Origin of the sequence: Vibrio iocasae, from assembly GCF_042245395.1 — a bacterium.
Classification (GTDB): domain Bacteria; phylum Pseudomonadota; class Gammaproteobacteria; order Enterobacterales; family Vibrionaceae; genus Vibrio; species Vibrio iocasae.
Genome location: NZ_CP145311.1, coordinates 1,120,099 through 1,137,295, shown reverse-complemented (window position 1 = coordinate 1,137,295; position 17,197 = coordinate 1,120,099). Strand labels below are relative to the sequence as shown.

Annotated in this window: 14 protein-coding genes; all 14 read left to right on the top strand. The window is 43.1% G+C overall.

All coding sequences use genetic code 11. The annotated features are described in order from the left end of the window. The first annotated feature begins 1 nt into the window (after window position 1). Window positions 2-2,722: a copper-translocating P-type ATPase gene (locus SNR28_RS14930; RefSeq protein WP_375753460.1), complete on the top strand. Its 2,721-nt coding sequence runs from the start codon at window positions 2-4 to the stop codon at window positions 2,720-2,722. Window positions 2,723-2,898: 176 nt separating this feature from the next. After that, window positions 2,899-3,225: a hypothetical protein gene (locus SNR28_RS14925; protein ID WP_375753459.1), complete on the top strand. Its 327-nt coding sequence runs from the start codon at window positions 2,899-2,901 to the stop codon at window positions 3,223-3,225. A gap of 100 nt (window positions 3,226-3,325) precedes the next feature. Further along, complete coding sequence (locus SNR28_RS14920; protein ID WP_375753457.1) at window positions 3,326-3,607, top strand: hypothetical protein; 282 nt, start codon at window positions 3,326-3,328, stop codon at window positions 3,605-3,607. Window positions 3,608-3,780: 173 nt separating this feature from the next. Beyond that, on the top strand, window positions 3,781-5,733 hold the full coding sequence (locus tag SNR28_RS14915; RefSeq protein ID WP_375753456.1) for a methyl-accepting chemotaxis protein: 1,953 nt from the start codon (window positions 3,781-3,783) through the stop codon (window positions 5,731-5,733). 622 nt (window positions 5,734-6,355) lie between these two features. After that, the gene (locus SNR28_RS14910; protein WP_375753454.1) at window positions 6,356-6,736 is read left to right on the top strand and encodes a DUF3316 domain-containing protein; all 381 of its coding nucleotides are present in this window, start codon (window positions 6,356-6,358) and stop codon (window positions 6,734-6,736) included. Window positions 6,737-7,442: 706 nt separating this feature from the next. Further along, window positions 7,443-7,823, top strand: coding sequence for a DUF3316 domain-containing protein (locus SNR28_RS14905; RefSeq protein WP_375753453.1), 381 nt, complete (start codon window positions 7,443-7,445; stop codon window positions 7,821-7,823). Window positions 7,824-7,884: 61 nt separating this feature from the next. Next, window positions 7,885-8,220: a P-II family nitrogen regulator gene (locus SNR28_RS14900; protein WP_375753452.1), complete on the top strand. Its 336-nt coding sequence runs from the start codon at window positions 7,885-7,887 to the stop codon at window positions 8,218-8,220. A gap of 35 nt (window positions 8,221-8,255) precedes the next feature. Further along, window positions 8,256-8,939 carry a heavy metal response regulator transcription factor gene (locus SNR28_RS14895; RefSeq protein ID WP_375753450.1) on the top strand — a complete coding sequence of 228 codons (684 nt, stop codon included), beginning with the start codon at window positions 8,256-8,258 and terminating at the stop codon, window positions 8,937-8,939. A gap of 776 nt (window positions 8,940-9,715) precedes the next feature. Next, window positions 9,716-11,077 carry a hypothetical protein gene (locus tag SNR28_RS14890; RefSeq protein ID WP_375753449.1) on the top strand — a complete coding sequence of 454 codons (1,362 nt, stop codon included), beginning with the start codon at window positions 9,716-9,718 and terminating at the stop codon, window positions 11,075-11,077. Between the two features lie 692 nt (window positions 11,078-11,769). After that, window positions 11,770-14,049 (top strand): heavy metal translocating P-type ATPase, encoded by a 2,280-nt coding sequence (locus SNR28_RS14885; RefSeq protein WP_375753447.1) that lies wholly within the window; start codon window positions 11,770-11,772, stop codon window positions 14,047-14,049. 8 nt (window positions 14,050-14,057) lie between these two features. Then, window positions 14,058-14,423, top strand: a complete 366-nt coding sequence (locus SNR28_RS14880; protein ID WP_375753446.1) for a cupredoxin domain-containing protein — start codon at window positions 14,058-14,060, stop codon at window positions 14,421-14,423. Then, entirely contained in the window at window positions 14,420-14,677 is a 258-nt protein-coding gene (locus tag SNR28_RS14875; RefSeq protein WP_375753445.1) for a DUF2933 domain-containing protein, read from the top strand. Before SNR28_RS14880 ends, SNR28_RS14875 begins: the two co-directional genes overlap by 4 nt. A gap of 1 nt (window position 14,678) precedes the next feature. Beyond that, window positions 14,679-15,323: a methyltransferase family protein gene (locus SNR28_RS14870; RefSeq protein ID WP_375753443.1), complete on the top strand. Its 645-nt coding sequence runs from the start codon at window positions 14,679-14,681 to the stop codon at window positions 15,321-15,323. A gap of 34 nt (window positions 15,324-15,357) precedes the next feature. Beyond that, window positions 15,358-15,735 carry a cation transporter gene (locus SNR28_RS14865; protein WP_375753442.1) on the top strand — a complete coding sequence of 126 codons (378 nt, stop codon included), beginning with the start codon at window positions 15,358-15,360 and terminating at the stop codon, window positions 15,733-15,735. The last annotated feature ends 1,462 nt before the right edge of the window (window positions 15,736-17,197 follow it).

The window sequence follows — 17,197 nt, the reverse complement described above, 5'->3', positions numbered from 1 at the left end:
CATGAATGCACAACCGTTTTCTCTCGCGTTATCAGGTGTCAATTGTGGCAAATGTGTAGCAAAGATGGTTTCCGCTTTAAGGGAAAGTGATCCTGATGTCTCTCTAGTCGTTAATGACAGCAAACTAAAAGCTGACGTGATCTCGACACTGACACCAGAAAAAGTGATTAACATCATCTCCAGTATTGGATACTCCGCATCGTTGCTATCTACTCAGCAATATGAAACGTCTGTTGCCAACGTTTCATGTCAACGCTGTGTGCAAAAAATAGTAAATGCCATTAAAGAGGTAGATGTGAATGCCAACGTATCCGTTGATGTTCAGACTCAAAAGCTCGCCACAACGAGTTATCTTGATGGTTCGGAAATCGAAAATATTCTGTGCAAACTAGGGTATCACCAAGTAAAGAATCCAAAAGAGCCGATAGAGGTTTTTGCTGAATCTGATGAAGCCAACAATCAAAAAAGCCTGGTACCCGATTTAAATACGGTTAATCTGGCATTGATCGGGGTGACGTGTGCCAGTTGCGTGAATACGATTGAAGGCGCACTCGCATCGCTACCCGGTATTGATTCCGTTGATATTAACTTTGCAAATCGTACCGCATTGGTTCGGTCGTCTCAAACTGCCTCCTCACTTATTCAAGCGATTCAGGCAGTTGGGTACGATGCCAGCGAAATTGTAGATGAAGAGGCAGCAGATGATGCTAAAACAGAACGAGAAGCTAAGGAGTACCAGGTAAAAATTAGGCAGAGTATTGTCGGTCTTGGGTTAGGTGTGCCATTGATGGGCTATGGCCTATTCGGAGGCCCTATGAACGTGAATACGACGTCAGAACAAATGGTTTGGTTGGGCATTGGTCTACTCACTTTTTTAATATTGCTACAAGCGGGTAAACACTTTTTTACGGGTGCCTGGAAGGCGTTTATGAACCGAAACGCCAACATGGACACCCTTATTGCACTGGGAACAGGTACTGCTTGGTTGTATTCAATGGTTGTCGTTATTGGTCCTCAGTGGTTACCGGAAAGTGCCAGACACCTTTATTTTGAAGCTACCGCGATGATCATAGGTCTTATCAATTTAGGTCAAGCGCTTGAACTGAAAGCCAGAGGAAGAACGTCTCAGGCCATAAAAAGACTTCTTGATCTGAGAGTAAAAACTGCCGCTGTGATTCGAGATGGAATCGAGATTTCTTTACCAATAGAACAGGTGATTGTGGGGGACAAAATTCGGGTCAGAGCGGGTGAAAAAATTCCGGTTGACGGGGTACTTATTGAGGGCCGAACCACCATAGATGAATCAATGTTGACCGGTGAACCCATCCCAGTCGAAAAACAACTGGGCAGCAAGGTATCTGCAGGTACTATCAACGATCAAGGCAGCTTTGTCTTTGAGGCCAAAAACGTAGGTAGTGATACCGTTCTGGCACAAATTATCAATATGGTCTCGAATGCGCAGAACTCCAAACCACCAATCAGTCACTTAGCCGATAAAGTGTCTGCCGTTTTTGTACCAACAGTGATGATTTTGTCTATTGTCACCGCCTTGGCCTGGTACAACTTTGGGCCTCAGCCTACATTGGTATATATGGTGGTCGCGGCTACGTCAGTGCTTATTATTGCATGTCCATGCGCACTCGGTTTGGCTACGCCAATCTCAACTATGATAGGTGTCGGTAAGGCCGCTGAAGTGGGTGGACTGATCCGAAATGGTGAAGCCCTTCAAAGGGCAAGTGAACTCGATGTGATTGTATTGGACAAAACCGGCACCATCACTCAAGGCAAACCTAAAGTCACCAACTTTCTTACTCTGTCAGAAGGTGAGGATATTCTATCACTGGTTGAAGCCTTGGAAAGAGGATCGAATCATCCGTTAGCTCAGGCACTGTCCAATTATGCCCTGACACACAAATCATCACCTGACAATGAGGTCAAGGTTTCCGAGTTTCAATCTCTAACCGGTATGGGGGTGACAGCCCTGTACGAAGGGAAAAGGTTGTTGTTGGGTAATAAAACGCTGATGCAACAGTATGGTCTGAAAACACAAAGCGTAGACAAAGATGCGGTTCAGTGGGAGCAAGATGCCAATACCGTGGTTTACTTTGCGGTAGAGAATAAAGTGCAGGCCTTATTTGGTATTAGTGATCCAATACGTATGGATGCTCAAAGTGCCATCCAGCGTTTTCATGAGCAAGGTATCCATGTGGTTATGCTAACCGGAGATAATGAGACTACGGCAAGAGCGATAGCCAGTCTTGCAGGCATCGATGAGTTCTACGCAGAACTGATGCCCGAAGACAAACTTCGTTGGATTAAAGCGCTTCAAAGTAAAGGGAAAGTTGTTGGGATGGTTGGTGACGGTATCAATGACGCTCCTGCGCTGGCTCAATCCGATGTTGGTTTTGCCATTGGCAGCGGTACCGATGTGGCGATTGAAAGTGCAGATATCACCTTGATGCGAAGCTCCCTTCATGGGATTTCCGATGTAATAGGTATTAGTAGTGCGACCATGAAAAACATCAAACAAAACTTATGGGGCGCTTTTTTGTATAACAGCTTAGGGATCCCTGTTGCCGCAGGATTATTATTTCCTTTTACCGGTTGGCTTCTTAGCCCAATCATTGCTGGGGCAGCCATGTCTTTATCGTCAGTGACTGTTGTCACCAATGCCAATCGCTTACGTTTGTATGCGCCCAGTCAACCAAAATCAAACCAATAGGAGGTCAGTATGTTGGTCAATTTTATAGGTATCACAGCGATTTTACTTATTATCTGGTGGTTTTGGGGTAAATAAACGGAAGATGACTAAATTGTCATCATTACTATCGGGTTGCTGACAGGTATCGCAGGTTACTATTTATCGTAGTTAAGTAAACATGTGAACTGGAGAAAGAGATGAACACTAACCACAAAAAAAAGAGTTGCCATTCGGGGCAGGGTCACCATAAAGCCCATGGTTTGATGATGCTTTTATGTGTTCTGTTGATGGTCGGCATCCCGTTTCTGACGCTCTCGTCAACGATGAGCACGTTTAGCTTCCCTCTACTCGCAACGGCGCTTCTTCCTTTGATATTGTGCCTGGTGATGCATGGCGTGATGATGAAATTCATGATGTCAGACAGTAAGCAAGAACAAACTAACTCACAAGAGAATGCGCAAGAGAAAATAGAAGTAAAAATGATTGAGCCTAAATCTGGTGACACCAGCCGGTTTAACGCCTGAACCTTATAATGCCAAAGAAAATAATACTGAGTTATGATTTTCTTTGGCGCTTGATAACCCTTACTAAAAAGCACTATTCAAAAAAGTAAAGGAACAAAAAATGAAAACTCTACTCACCACTCTACTGTTAGGCAGCTTTATTTCTGCTCCGCTATTTGCCAATGAGCAGGCCAATGAATATCTTGAAGAGCGCTCACACAATCAACACCACAATGCGACCAGCGATACAAACGCTTCCTCGCAGGGGACGATGATGCAGAACATGCAGAGCCACCAACAAATGATGACACAGATGCATGCCATGATGGCAGATATGCACCAAATGATGTCTGAGAATGGTTGTGCTAACATGATGGGAAATATGGAGAAAACGGAAAGCTAATTGTTGCCATTTCACTTAAAAACCTTGCCCGCGTATTAGCAAGCTCGAGTCTTATGACCGGCTTGTTGTCTTTGTCATGAGAACCGATTTGATGAATGACGTAGATCATTAGCTAACCCATTGAATTAATATATAACCAACACAGTCAAGCAGTGTACTTCGGATGAATGAATATGTTGAATAACTTAAAACTCGGTCAAAAAATAGGCCTGGGCTTTGCCATACTGATGGTGTTTTTGTCCATGGTGATGTTAATTAATATCTTTGCTTTGAGTAACGCGAATACAGGGATTGAATCTTACAGTCGCCAGAGCAACACATTAGAGTTCAGTTACCATATTCGAAACAAGTTATTTGAAGTCAGAGAAAAAGCACAGACGTACTTGTTATCAAACAGCGATGCTGAGCTTCAGAACTATAACCAACATATCTCTGAGCTGGAACAGGCGTTGAAGGGCCACCTTTCTTCTTTTGATTCCAACAATGCACAGGTGCTTGAGCACATTTCAAAACAACTCTCTCACTATGATGCCATCTTTTCAGAAGTGGTCCAGTTGACAACAAAGCGAAGTAAGATATTACTCGAGTCATTAGAGCCAAATGGTGAGAAAATGCTTAGTACGATGAACTTGCTAGCAAAAAAAACCTACGATGCCGGTGACGTCAAGTCAGCTTATCACGCTTCTCATGTACAAGAAAAACTTCTCTCTACCCGCCTTTACGTGATGAAGTTTCTACATTCTAGCAGTGAAGAGAACTATGGTATTGCACTAGAAAACATGCAGGCGCTACAGCGTGAGGTAATGGAGTTAGAAGCGCTATTAACGGATAGCTCGTTACATACGTTGCTTATGCAGTACCACGGTTCACATAAAGCTTATCTGGATGCAATGGAGATGATCCAACAGGTTGAAATTGTACGTAAAGAGTTGGTCGAGGTTCAGTTGAAGGGGGCGGAAGCCGAGATCGAAAAAGACGCCATGAGAATTCAATCAAGTGCGAACGAGAACAAAAAGGCGACAGAACTTGAGCTTAAGTCGGCGACCGATCAAAGTATCCAGTTCAGCATTATCATCGCTATAGCGGCTGTTGTAACCAGTGGTGTCCTAGCCTACAAGATAACCACCTCCATTACCAAACCTGTTTTGGAAGCGATAGAGGCTGCCCAAAAGCTCTCCCATGGCGATTTATCGGTAACATTTGACCAATTCGACAACACTCGAAAAGATGAGATAGGGGCTTTATTGGGGGCAATCAGTTTGACCGCATTAAAACTCCGGGAAATGGTCGGTACCATCACACAAGCTGGTAAAGAACTCAACCTAGCCTCATCAGAGATGATTCGTCTGACAGAAAAATCCTCGGACAGTATTCAGACACAAGAGCAAGAAACAGAATCGGTAGCGACGGCTATGGCAGAAATGACAGCGACGGTTAAAGACGTGGCTCAAAATACACTCAATGCAGAGCAAGCAGCGGAAGAAGCCAGACAAAAGGCAAGCGAAGGGAATAGTCTTGCAAAAGAGACCGTACGTACCATCAACCTTCTGGCAGAAAGTGTCATTAACTCTGCGGACAAACTGGCTGTCGTGGAGTCTGATTCTAATGATATTGGAGATATACTCAATGTTATTCGCGAAGTGGCCGACCAGACCAATCTTCTAGCCCTAAATGCGGCTATTGAAGCAGCACGAGCAGGTGAACAAGGGCGAGGTTTTGCTGTGGTCGCTGATGAAGTGCGCAATCTGGCACAAAGAACTCAGGAGTCAATAGCTCAGATACATACCATTATTGAAAAACTTCAAAATGGTATACAAGAGACGGTTCTGGCGATGAACAGTGGTAAAGAGCAAACCCTATCTAGCGTTGACCAAATCGGTACAACAGGTCAAGCATTAGGCGCGATTGAAGATTCAGTTTTGGTGATTTCTGACATGAACTCACAAATAGCCAGCGCATCGGGCCAGCAAAGTTCTGTTGCAGAAAGCATCAGTGAAAATATTGAATCGGTTCGAGAGATTGCACGCGTCAATACGGCCACCATTGTGGAAATTAACTCGCTGAGTACCGATATTGACCGATTGTCCGAGAATCTGAGCAAACTTATCAATCAGTTTAAGGTTTAGCTTTTTACATAGATTAGGGAAGCGTCTATATTGGGCATCTTATCTGATGCCCAATAAAGCATTCCGTGCAACAGTCAGAGTAACGCGAACGTCGGTTGTCACTGAGTGAAGAACCGACGGTATTCTCTGTACCCGTTAGAAAAATTTTGCTCGCTGTATTGGTTAGTGCCACAAGTGCCCACTTATCTGATGGCTTGCTGTATAGCTCGAAAGTACAGAGTTCGCTTTCTTACCAAGATTGCTTTATTTATCGTGCAAACTCTCTTGCGTGCTCTGCCTCAAATTCCAAACAAGCCGTATGCTTTCCCATCATTTCATCAGAAGACAGCACCTCTTCATGCTGCAGACTGAAAAAAACCAACTCGATAGGTCAGCTGAACGATATTTGGTCCAACGATTACTATTTGGTGTGTTTTAAGCGAGTTCCGTTTTCTTGTTTTTCAACTGGCTATGCAACAATCCAAATCACTGACATCGCCCTCTAAAGCGTGTGTTGTTCACCCTCAATTTTGCAGCAGTTCAATAATGACCAAATTGTCATGTGCCTGGCGAGATACCGTCACGATTGAAACGGTATGCTTACACTACATTACGAACAACAAGCCAACAGAAGGAAACACCAATGAAATTAATGAAAACTGCTCTTGTGACGACCGGCCTAACTTTACTAAGTGCAAATGTGCTTGCTAATCAGTTTGTTGATACAACTGGTAATTTGGAAGAAAGATTCGGTACACGAACCATACAAACCGCAGTTGTCGACTCTAAGCCACAGGCGTACCAGCTAGGGTTGACCAAACTGTCTGAACTGACTAAAAGCTCCCCATCAGAGCTACGCATAAAGCTCAATGCTACCAGAGCAGAAACAGGCCCTGGTCGTATTCACCTGAATGAAGACGGTTACGTGACGGTGCAGGAATTCATGAACGCTGAGGGTCAGCTCCTTTATAAAGGTCTGGTAAACGTCAGCTATCACTACTCGGAGAGAGATACAGATCATTAATAGAACCCGCTGTGAACACACTATCTGGGAGACGCGCTCGAAAAGAAGAGTATTGAACGTTAAGCTCTAATAGATTGACTGGCACGATATGGTAAGCGCCCACGTATAAATGGGCGCTTTTTTCTGCGTAAAATATATTCGAGTAAAAAGTCAGGGAGCCCCCAAAGACTCCTTTAGCGAGATCCTGCCGAGTCCCCTGCCTACAGTCGTACAAGATATCATGCTACGTTTGTCTTTGAGCACCACTTAGGCACCTGTGACTTTGGTATGTTGGTAACAAATCACTATTCACCAAATATCATTAGCGAAACGGGTATCGCTGTCACGCCCCCGGCTCAATAGCGAAGTGGCAATGACGAACACTATGAGCCTGAAGGGCTTTGGTAACGTTTGTCTGACTTGCCAAATTAACCCCGGGTACTGAAGTATTTCGCACTCATGACGTTCTTTCATGCAGACAACAAGCCCATCCATACAAGACGATTATCCGTGAGAATAGAAGATCTAAGGTCTTTGCTCAACGTGTCTGAGAACAGGAGCAAATCGCCTGCTCAGCGCGGAGATAAAGCTTGCCAAACAAACTCGCCTGACCATTATTCCAACGATAAATATGACAAAAATGTAATGTTTTGGACGACACCTCGTCACTATTGAAACGCTATGATAACTCTGCATTACAAACAACAGCCAACAAAAGGAACGAGCAATGAAACTTATAAAAACTACTCTTTTGACCACAACCTTAACCTTACTGAGTGCAAATGCGCTTGCTAATCAGTTTGTTGATACAACTGGTAATTTGGAAGAAAGATTCGGTACACGAACGTTACACACTGCTGTAGTAGAGTCTAAACAAGAAGCCTATCAGTTAGGTTTAGCGAAACTGTCCGAACTTGCGACAATTTCACCTTCAAAATTGCGTCATGTGTTATCAGCAGTCAATGCAGAGTATGGACCTGACCGTATTCACTTGAATGAAGATGGTAACGTGACAGTGCAGGAGTTCATGAATGCTGATGGTCAAGTGCTATACAAAGGTCAGATAAATGTTACCTATCACTACTCTGAGCGAGATACAGATCATTAATACGCCAAAGCTTCTCCCCGAAATTATTCCTTGGGGAGAAGCAAGTTAAAAAGGAACAAGTATGATAAATAAAGTTTCAGCCATTTTTCGTGAGCAACAGCTTATGCAAATTGAACCCATGTTATCAAAGGAAGGCGTATTACGCTTTACCACTTTCCGAATACAAGGCAAAGGTGAGTTTTCCAGAATGATTGACCATCACTATATGGAGTCGTACTGTCAGTTAGATATATTTATTGGGGATAATTATGTTCAGTCCATTGTAGAGATGTTATTGGAAGAGCTCAATTTTACGGGAGAAAATGAAGGGATAATTTCCGTGATCCCTGTTCAATGCTTTTTCAATGCCAACAGCCACTCCAGCGTTCCTAACCTTAATTTTAATAACTTAAAATAAACCACGCTTAACCCACACTTAAAAAGCAAGATAAAATGAAATTATTAATTGTTGAAGACGAACATAAGACAGGTAGTTATTTAAAAAAGGGGTTTACGGAGTCAGGATATACAGTTGATTTGACCACGGATGGGGTTGATGGGCTATATCAGGCAACAAGTAATGACTATGACTTAATTATATTGGATATTATGCTGCCAAAACTGAATGGCTGGCAGGTGCTGCAAACCATGCGCAGCAGTCAACTAAGAACACCCATTATCATCTTGTCCGCTAAAGATCAGGTAGAGGATAGAGTGAAGGGTTTGGAGTTAGGTGCAAATGACTATGTTGTTAAACCCTTTGCATTTGCTGAACTGCTTGCTCGAGTTAAAAATGCGTTGAGGCATCAAAGTGAGGTCACAACCACCGAAGCAACACTAACCATTGCAGATTTGTCGATGGATTTATTAAAGCGCTCCGTACGAAGAGAGGGTGATAGCATTACCTTAACCGCCAAAGAGTTTTCTTTACTGGAGTTGTTTTTACGTAAGCGCGGTGAAGTATTATCGCGGTCCCTAATAGCCTCTATGATTTGGGATATGAACTTTGATAGTGACACTAATGTCATTGATGTGGCGGTAAAGCGGCTACGAGCGAAAATTGATAAGCCCTATGAAGTAAAATTAATTCATACGGTACGTGGTATGGGGTACAAATGTGATGATTCACCCGAGTGAAACCAAAAGCGTGTATAAAGCGCGTATATAGTGCTCCCCCACCTGTGGTGTTTCATGGCATCTTTCTTTAATGACAATACCAAGTGAAACGCGACTGGGATATTTATCCGGTCACCACGAGACGAAACTTGTTTGTAAATGAGTGAATGATTGAGGATTAAATCGATGAAGTCCGCTGTATTAGGGTTTATTTCCTCATTGGCATCATGCATACAATAAACAATATTGCTGAACCTAATAAAAAGTTCATTATCGGTTTTACCACTTTAAAAAATGCAATTTAATGATATTAGAATACTTCATTATAGTCTAAATACGTATATATCACGCTTTATAGTATGCCCTTGTAGATACCCATACGATATTATTTTCCCTCCAACCTATTAACACCTCAGTTATATCCTAATCCAGAAACAAAATGACAAATATGTCATTTTGGAGTCATGAGTGCGACAGAAAAAAACCGTTATTGTTCGAAATTATAAAAAACTTATTGCTATCAATGAAAGAGCTGACGGAGTTATTGCTGATCAACCTGAGTCGACTTCTAGCAGTAATTGATGGCATGAATTTGCATACAAGTATCTTAATAATCGATCAATGGTTCGATGTCATCAACAGATATTGATGATGTGTATTTTGTCGCCCATTCTCAAACATTTCGTACAGGTATGCAATTAAAAGGTCCCTTCTTTTATAGGAGGGTAGGAAAATCAAAATCATTAGGCAATCAATAGGTTGTCGGTGCATTTTGAATCTTCAAGGAGATTGCGTCAATGCGTAAAAAACTTAAAAATGTAGCTGCTCCTTTTGCAGTGGTACTAATGACAAACCCGGCATTCGCCGATGTCGCTTCACCATCCATCGGAGACTTGATGGGGGAGATAGATCAATTGACGGCAGAGGTTGATGCGTTGAAAGTGGATGCGTCAAAAAAAGATAACTCAGCGATTAGACTTAATGGTTATTATCGTTTGCAAAGTACAGCAGAAAGCCTGGATGAGGCCGACGATAATAGTAGTACTTGGGTTGACCAGCGTTTGCGTATGAAGGTCACCAGCGACCTTCATGAAAATGTGACCGTGGTGTGGTATGGCGAGTACGATGCTCCATTCGGTGAAACAGGCAGTAAAACTGTGGCTGGGTCGGGCGGTAAACTCAGTTCAGATGGCGTCGGTATTGAAACAAAGAATGCATACGTCGACTTTAGAGTGCCAAACACAGAGCTGAAAGTACGGACCGGTATCCAGGGTTATGGCTTTGGGAAGTATGAGAGCTTTGTCACGGATGACGATATGAATGGCGTCTCTTTTCTGGGCACTTTAGACTCTGTTACCTTGAGTGGCGGTTGGTTCAAATGGGAAGAAGGAGAGAGAGATTCATCAGATGATGTCGATTTTTATGTGCTGAATGGTGAGTTAGCCCCGAATACAAATCTTACTTACGGTTTTACTGGATCTATGATTAGAAACCGAAATGAAGATGCGATTAATGGTACTGCCGCGAGAACCGATGAGCTATATCTTGGCTCTTATATTGACCTTTCTTATAACGATATTGCTTACAGTGGTTCACTTCTCTATAAAAAAGCGTCTGGTGTGGATTCCGGCGCTACAGATGGTGACACTTTCATGCTTAACCTTTACGCCAAAAAACATTGGATAGACGGTAGCATCAAGATCCACGGTATCTATATTCCAGCAGATGACAGTAGCAGTGGCACCGATCGTTTTGCCGCCAATCAGTCTGGTTGGGAGCTTAATAGCGATAACTTAATGATCTTCGGAACTGACTACTATTACAACAACGGTTCCCAAGGGGGGAAAGCGGTGTATGATGCGGCTTACCAGGGGTATGGATTATTGGGATTGACAATTTCTGGAGATCAAAAACTCGATGATGACTACTACCTTAAGTATGGTGCTGGATACTTCAGTGTGGCAGATGATGCCCCTGCAAGTGCCTCAAAAGCCAACGGTTCAAGCCTTGGTACCGAGCTTGCCGCACAGATTGGTAAAAAATTTGCTGATATCTACGATTTAAGCTTACGTGGTTCATATGGATTTATGGGTGATTTTTATCAAGATGATGCAGAAGATACCTACAAGGTCGTGGCTATGCTCAATGTCAGTTTTTAAGTAAGTCATTAAATACCGTCAATATGATTAATAACGGCTTGGTGAAAACTTGGCCGTTATACAGTTAAATTTAATGACTCGCCCCTCTAGATAAGTTGCTTTGCTCGTACGTTGGATATTTCTACGTAGTTTAGTTGAGATGGCTCCCAACCTGTACAACGCTTGGTACTCAGTAGTTTGTTGGTTGCAGCAACTATGCATATCGAGAAACCTGCGTGTCTTGCAAATCTTTGATACCTGGCCCCCTACTTCATGATGTGTTGCTTTCGGTATCAGCCATTCTACAATAATGACGCAATCGTCATACAGTTGTCAGGCTTTTGAAAGTGTGACACTGATATAGTCTGTCAGTAAGTCGTGAAAATAAGCTTGAAATCTCCACCGTTGTTTAATGGGAGTGCCATGACTTGTATCAGAACCCGAAAAATCAAGCTTTGCGAAGGTGTTGTATGGGGAAACGAAGTCGAAAGTAGTGCTACGTTCTATTAGGGCCACTGTTGTCTAAAATTATCGACAATGTTCACAATGAAATGTGTGGCCAAATTCCAGTAAAAACACACCTTATCGAACCTGATATATATGATTTAACAAAGAGTTACGCCCCAGCCCTACGTTCCTGGAGGTTGGGTAAAGACACGGCCACAGTAAGAGCTAATGTATCCGAACCACGACAACAGCTATTGGAGTTCAGGATGATTTCAGTAAATTCCCCCAAACAATTGACTGCCCGATATCCTCATAAAGAAATGGAACAGACACTCTTAATAGAAGGAGCGAGCTGCGCCAGTTGTGTCACGAAAATTGAAACGGCTCTGGCTTCCGTTGATGGCGTCAATCAAGCGCAAATGAATTTCGCAGAACGCGCTGTACTCGTTACCGGCAATGTCGACGCCAATGCCTTAATCAAAGTGATTGAACAAACGGGCTACCACGCTGTTGTCTCTCAATCTAAAAGTGACGACGAGGCATTAGCGGAAAAGGAAAAAGCGGAATGGCTCTACTATCAAACATTAATTCGTGATACTTGGGTAGCGTTAGCCTTAGGCATACCTTTAATGATTTACAGCTTGATTGTTGGTGAAATGACGGTGTCTGGATTTAACGAACAATTGGCATGGGGCAGTGTAGGCCTCGCTACACTAGCGGTCATGTCTCTCTCTGGTAAACATTTTTATATTGGTGCCTGGAACAGTTTAAGAAATCATTCAGCCAATATGGATACGTTAATTGCTCTGGGAACGGGGACTGCCTGGATTTATTCTATGTTTGTGGTGTTTTTGCCAGATATCATCCCTCAATTGGCTCGCCATGTTTACTTTGAAGCGACTGCCATGATCATTGGTCTTATTAATCTTGGCTTGGCTTTAGAAGTCAAAGCGCGGGGGAAGACATCCGAAGCTATCAAGCGTTTGATAGGCTTGCAAGCTAAAACTGCGGTGGTGATTCGAGATGGGGAAGAAGTCAGTATATCAATCGATCAAGTGCAGCTTGGTGAGCAAATCAAAGTGCGACCAGGAGAGCGGATTCCCGTAGATGGGACGGTTACATCGGGTCAAACCATTGTTGATGAGTCAATGCTAACGGGTGAACCCATTCCAGTTGAAAAAAGAAAAGGGGATGAAGTTGTCGCGGGTACCATCAATAAAACGGGCTCCATTGTCTTTCAGACCACCCGTGTAGGAAAAGACACAGCGTTAGCACACATCATTGGGATGGTGAAAAGAGCACAAAACTCAAAACCGCCGATTGGCCGCTTAGCCGATGTCATTTCCGCTTACTTTGTCCCTGTGGTTATGATCATTTCCGTTGTGAGTGGGTTATTGTGGTTTAACTTTGGTCCTCAACCTAGTGTGGCCTTTGCCATTGTCGCTGCGACAACCGTTCTTATCATTGCTTGTCCATGCGCACTCGGATTAGCCACGCCAATGTCCGTCATGGTTGGTGTTGGTAAAGCAGCGGAAGTGGGGGTGCTTATCCGAAATGGTGAAGCACTACAAACCGCCTCTAAAGTCACAGCAATGATCTTAGATAAAACCGGCACCATAACCGAAGGAGCACCAACGGTTACGGACGTTACCCTAATTCATGCAACGGATAAGCTAAGCATATTGCAGCTTGCTGCTAGCATTGAGTCCCACTCCGAACATCCATTAGCACAGGCCATCGTAGAAAGTGCAAAATCACGGTCACTTGAACTGCTCGAAGTGACTGAGTTTAACGCTCTATCAGGGAAGGGAGTACAAGGGCGTTGCGCCAATCAGGCCCTGTTATTTGGTAACGAAAAATTAATGCGCGAACGAGGCGTGAAGGTCGATGGCGCTATTGAGATGGCTCAGGGTTATGCAAAAGAGGCAAAAACTCCAATGTATTTCGCAATCGATGGGCAGCTAGCCGCCCTCATTGCAGTGGCTGACCCTATAAAAGCGGACTCTATTGAGGCCATCGCCAGGTTAAAGTCGAATGGCATCAAAGTCGTGATGTTAACGGGAGACAACAGAGACACCGCTGCAGCCGTTGCTAGTCAAGTGGGGGTAGATGAATTTTATGCAGAGGTGTTGCCACAAGACAAAGCGGAAAAAGTACAAGCATTACAGATGTCCGGAGAAGTTGTCGGCATGACCGGTGATGGGATCAACGATGCTCCCGCTCTAGCCTCAGCGAATGTTGGCTTTGCCATTGGAACCGGCACTGACGTAGCGATAGAAAGTGCCGATATTACTTTGATGCGTGGGTCACTGCACGGACTGGCTGATGCTATCGCAGTGAGTAAAGTGACATTACGCAATATCAAACAAAATCTATTTGGTGCTTTTATTTATAACGCAGCCGGGATCCCTGTGGCTGCAGGTATATTGTATCCTGTTTTTGGCATGTTACTCAGTCCTGTTGTAGCAGGAGCCGCGATGGCACTCTCTTCTCTGACCGTCGTGAGCAACGCAAACCGACTACGCTGGTTTAAGGCTGATCGTTAGGAGGCAGCATGATAATAGTAAACTTACTTGGTATGCTATTTATAGGGTTGATCATTTGGTGGTTTTGGTTGTACGAAGAACCAAAACAAAAACTAGAAAAAGATCAGCGTTCTATTGAAGTCAAAGATGGCATCTATCTACCCGCTCACATCACCATAGAGGCAGGTAAGCCTTTCACCTTAAGTTTTATCAGGCATGACCGATCTCCATGCTCGGAAATTGTTCTGTTCCCAGACTTAGAGTTATCTGAAAATTTGCCTGTTAATAAGATTCACAATATGTATCTTCCTGCTCTTGAGGTCGGTGAGTATGAATTTCACTGTCAAATGCAAATGTATCGTGGTGTCGTTAAAGTAGTACGGGGTGAAAGATGAAACAGAGAACTCCGTTTTGGTTGACCCCAACGGGCTGGGCCGCGGTGGCTCTAATAATATTTGTCTCATATTTTTTGGTCATGGAACACAGTGAACATCTGTTCCCATTTTTGCCTTATTTGATTTTGCTGCTTTGCCCTTTGATCCATTTCTTTATGCATAACAATCATGGTCGTCACCATCAAGTGCAAGATGAGAGCTCGACACCTCGTTCCCTTGAGCACAATGACAACCAGAACGAAAAAGGAGACTAACATGGAGACAGGTGCCTCTTATGGTTTATGGTCACTGGTATTGCTCAATTCCGCCATATTTATCTTTTTTGCGTTTAGTTTTATCAAGCCAAAATCGGCATTGGATTGGCGAAGTTTAGGTGTTTTTTCTGCTTTTGTTGTCGCATTGTTTACTGAAATGTATGGATTTCCGTTAAGCATTTACTTCTTATCTGGTTGGCTTAGTGAGCAATACCCTGGTGTGGATTTTTTTGATCACAACAACGGGCATTTACTTCATACCTTGTTAGGGTTGGAAGGAGATCCGCATTGGGACCCTCTTCATCTCATGAGTAGTTTATTGATAGTCGTGGGTTTCATCATACTCTCTTCAGCTTGGAATGTTTTATTCCAGGCACAAAAGTCTGGGAATTTGGCGACCACAGGATGGTATGCTCGCTGTCGTCACCCTCAATATTTGGCCTTTATGATAGTTATGTTTGGTTTTTTATTACAGTGGCCCACTATACCCACACTAATTCTGTTTCCAATATTAGTCATAGTGTACCGACGACTGGCAATTAAAGAGGAGCAACTGGCAGAAATTGAGTTCGGTATTCAATACGCAAGCTATCGGAAACGTACACCTGGCTGGATCCCCAAGATACACAGCCACCAAGAGAAATAGCCAGAAAGTCGTTGATGAAAAACAGGATGGACGTATGGGAAGTAAGAAGCACAGAGTCAGCGTAAACGAGGTCAATCTAGTGAGCCGCAACTTACGCTTGAGTCAAATCAACACTGAAGATCAACAGGCCATGGTCAATGAAATCGACCATTTGTTCGGGTTGGATGAAGTCTCATTTGATGAAAAAGAAGGAGCAATACACCTAGCTTACGATGCTACCCGTCTCTCTTTGGAAGATATTGAGGCCATCATCCGTAAATACGGAGCAGACATTCATGATGACTGGTGGAGCCATACCAAAGAAAGCTATTACAAGTTTGTCGATCAGAACGTAATGGAAAATGCAAAACATACTCCATGGAGTTGTCATCAGGCTCCAAGAAGTATGACGAAGCGTACTCGCAGAAAATGAAGCCTTGTTGTAACTTCAGTTTAACCACCGGTTGTAAATAAGCCGAAATTGTTCTTGATGATGCGATGAATTATTTACGATCGAAGATCTGAATGGGTCGTGTTACGTTAGCCAGATTGCCAATGCCCATTCCTTTGATTATAAAAACGAGTCGTTCTACCCATGGCACCCAAGATAGACATATAACCCAATATCTAATGGTGTTTCTAGTTCTATTTCAAAGCCACTACAAACGCATTAATAAGACAGCAAAGATCTTTATGTGATAAATGAGGTTTCAGCAAAAGGGGGAATCGCAGCGCATATCTGCCCTCATGTTTGTTATCCGATGGTATTTTGTCAACTCTGTAGTGTTACCAAACAAAAAAAAAGCTGAGCATCAAGCTCAGCTTAAAACATCATAGAATTAATATGAAAAAAACAGTTACATTAGGTGTTTTCATACGCCCTTGCTCTGCCAGTGTAAGCAATGAAAACCCTTACAGTATAAAGGTGGTGTCTGAACTTGACCTGACTAGTGTATGACATTTTTGTCATGCACTAGTAAAAAGGTAGATAGTCTTCACCCATATCACCTTGATCGTTATCAGTTCCACCCTGTCAACTCAGGTTAAAAGTAATCACATTATCTAGCGATTCCGATAACCGGTGCTCACGAAACATTCTCAAAGCCATTTATTGATATAGGCAAGATGAGTCATCTCTATAGCTTTACGTAACAAAAAAAAAGCTGAGCAGCGAGCTCAGCTTAAAACATCATGGAATTAATATGAAAAAAATCACATTAGGTGTCTTCATATGCCCTTATTCTGCCAGTGTAAGCTATGAAAACCCTTACAGTATAAAGGTGGAGTCTGAACTTGACCTGACTAATATATGACATTTTTGTCATATACTTGTTCAGCCGTCAAAGTTTAGAAGGGGGTAAAGAAAACGTTTGTGTCGCGATGAGTTATTGGGTTAGTACGAGTCTAGTAGCGCCTTTGACCACATTGAGTTCAGTGTGTGTTTTAAGCGTTAACCCTAGTTAGAATTATCGTGTGATTGACCTTTCACTTTGTGAATCAGAACTGAATTCTTCTCGTCTCGGCCTTTTGGGAGAATGAGGTCGGCCAGTATAGATGAAGTAACAATGAGCCATTGTTTTCATGTGAAATACGTACGTAAACCGTTGCGGCCGTCTAACAACGGCAACCAGGGAACAGTTTTGTCACTGCGCTCGAACAGCACTTACACACACCTTAGAGTGCGAAACACTTCTTTGATTGGGGGAAGTCAGTCGATACTACGATGCTGCAATTAAAGCCTTTTTAGGATACTAAGATAAAAATCAATGGACTAGAATTGCCGGGCCAATAATTGAGGGCATATGGTTTTTGGCTGATATTAGCAAAAACCGCATTCTCTCTGTCGGGTTGAACACGATGAACTGAAAGTTGTTCAGATAAACGATAGGAATGGT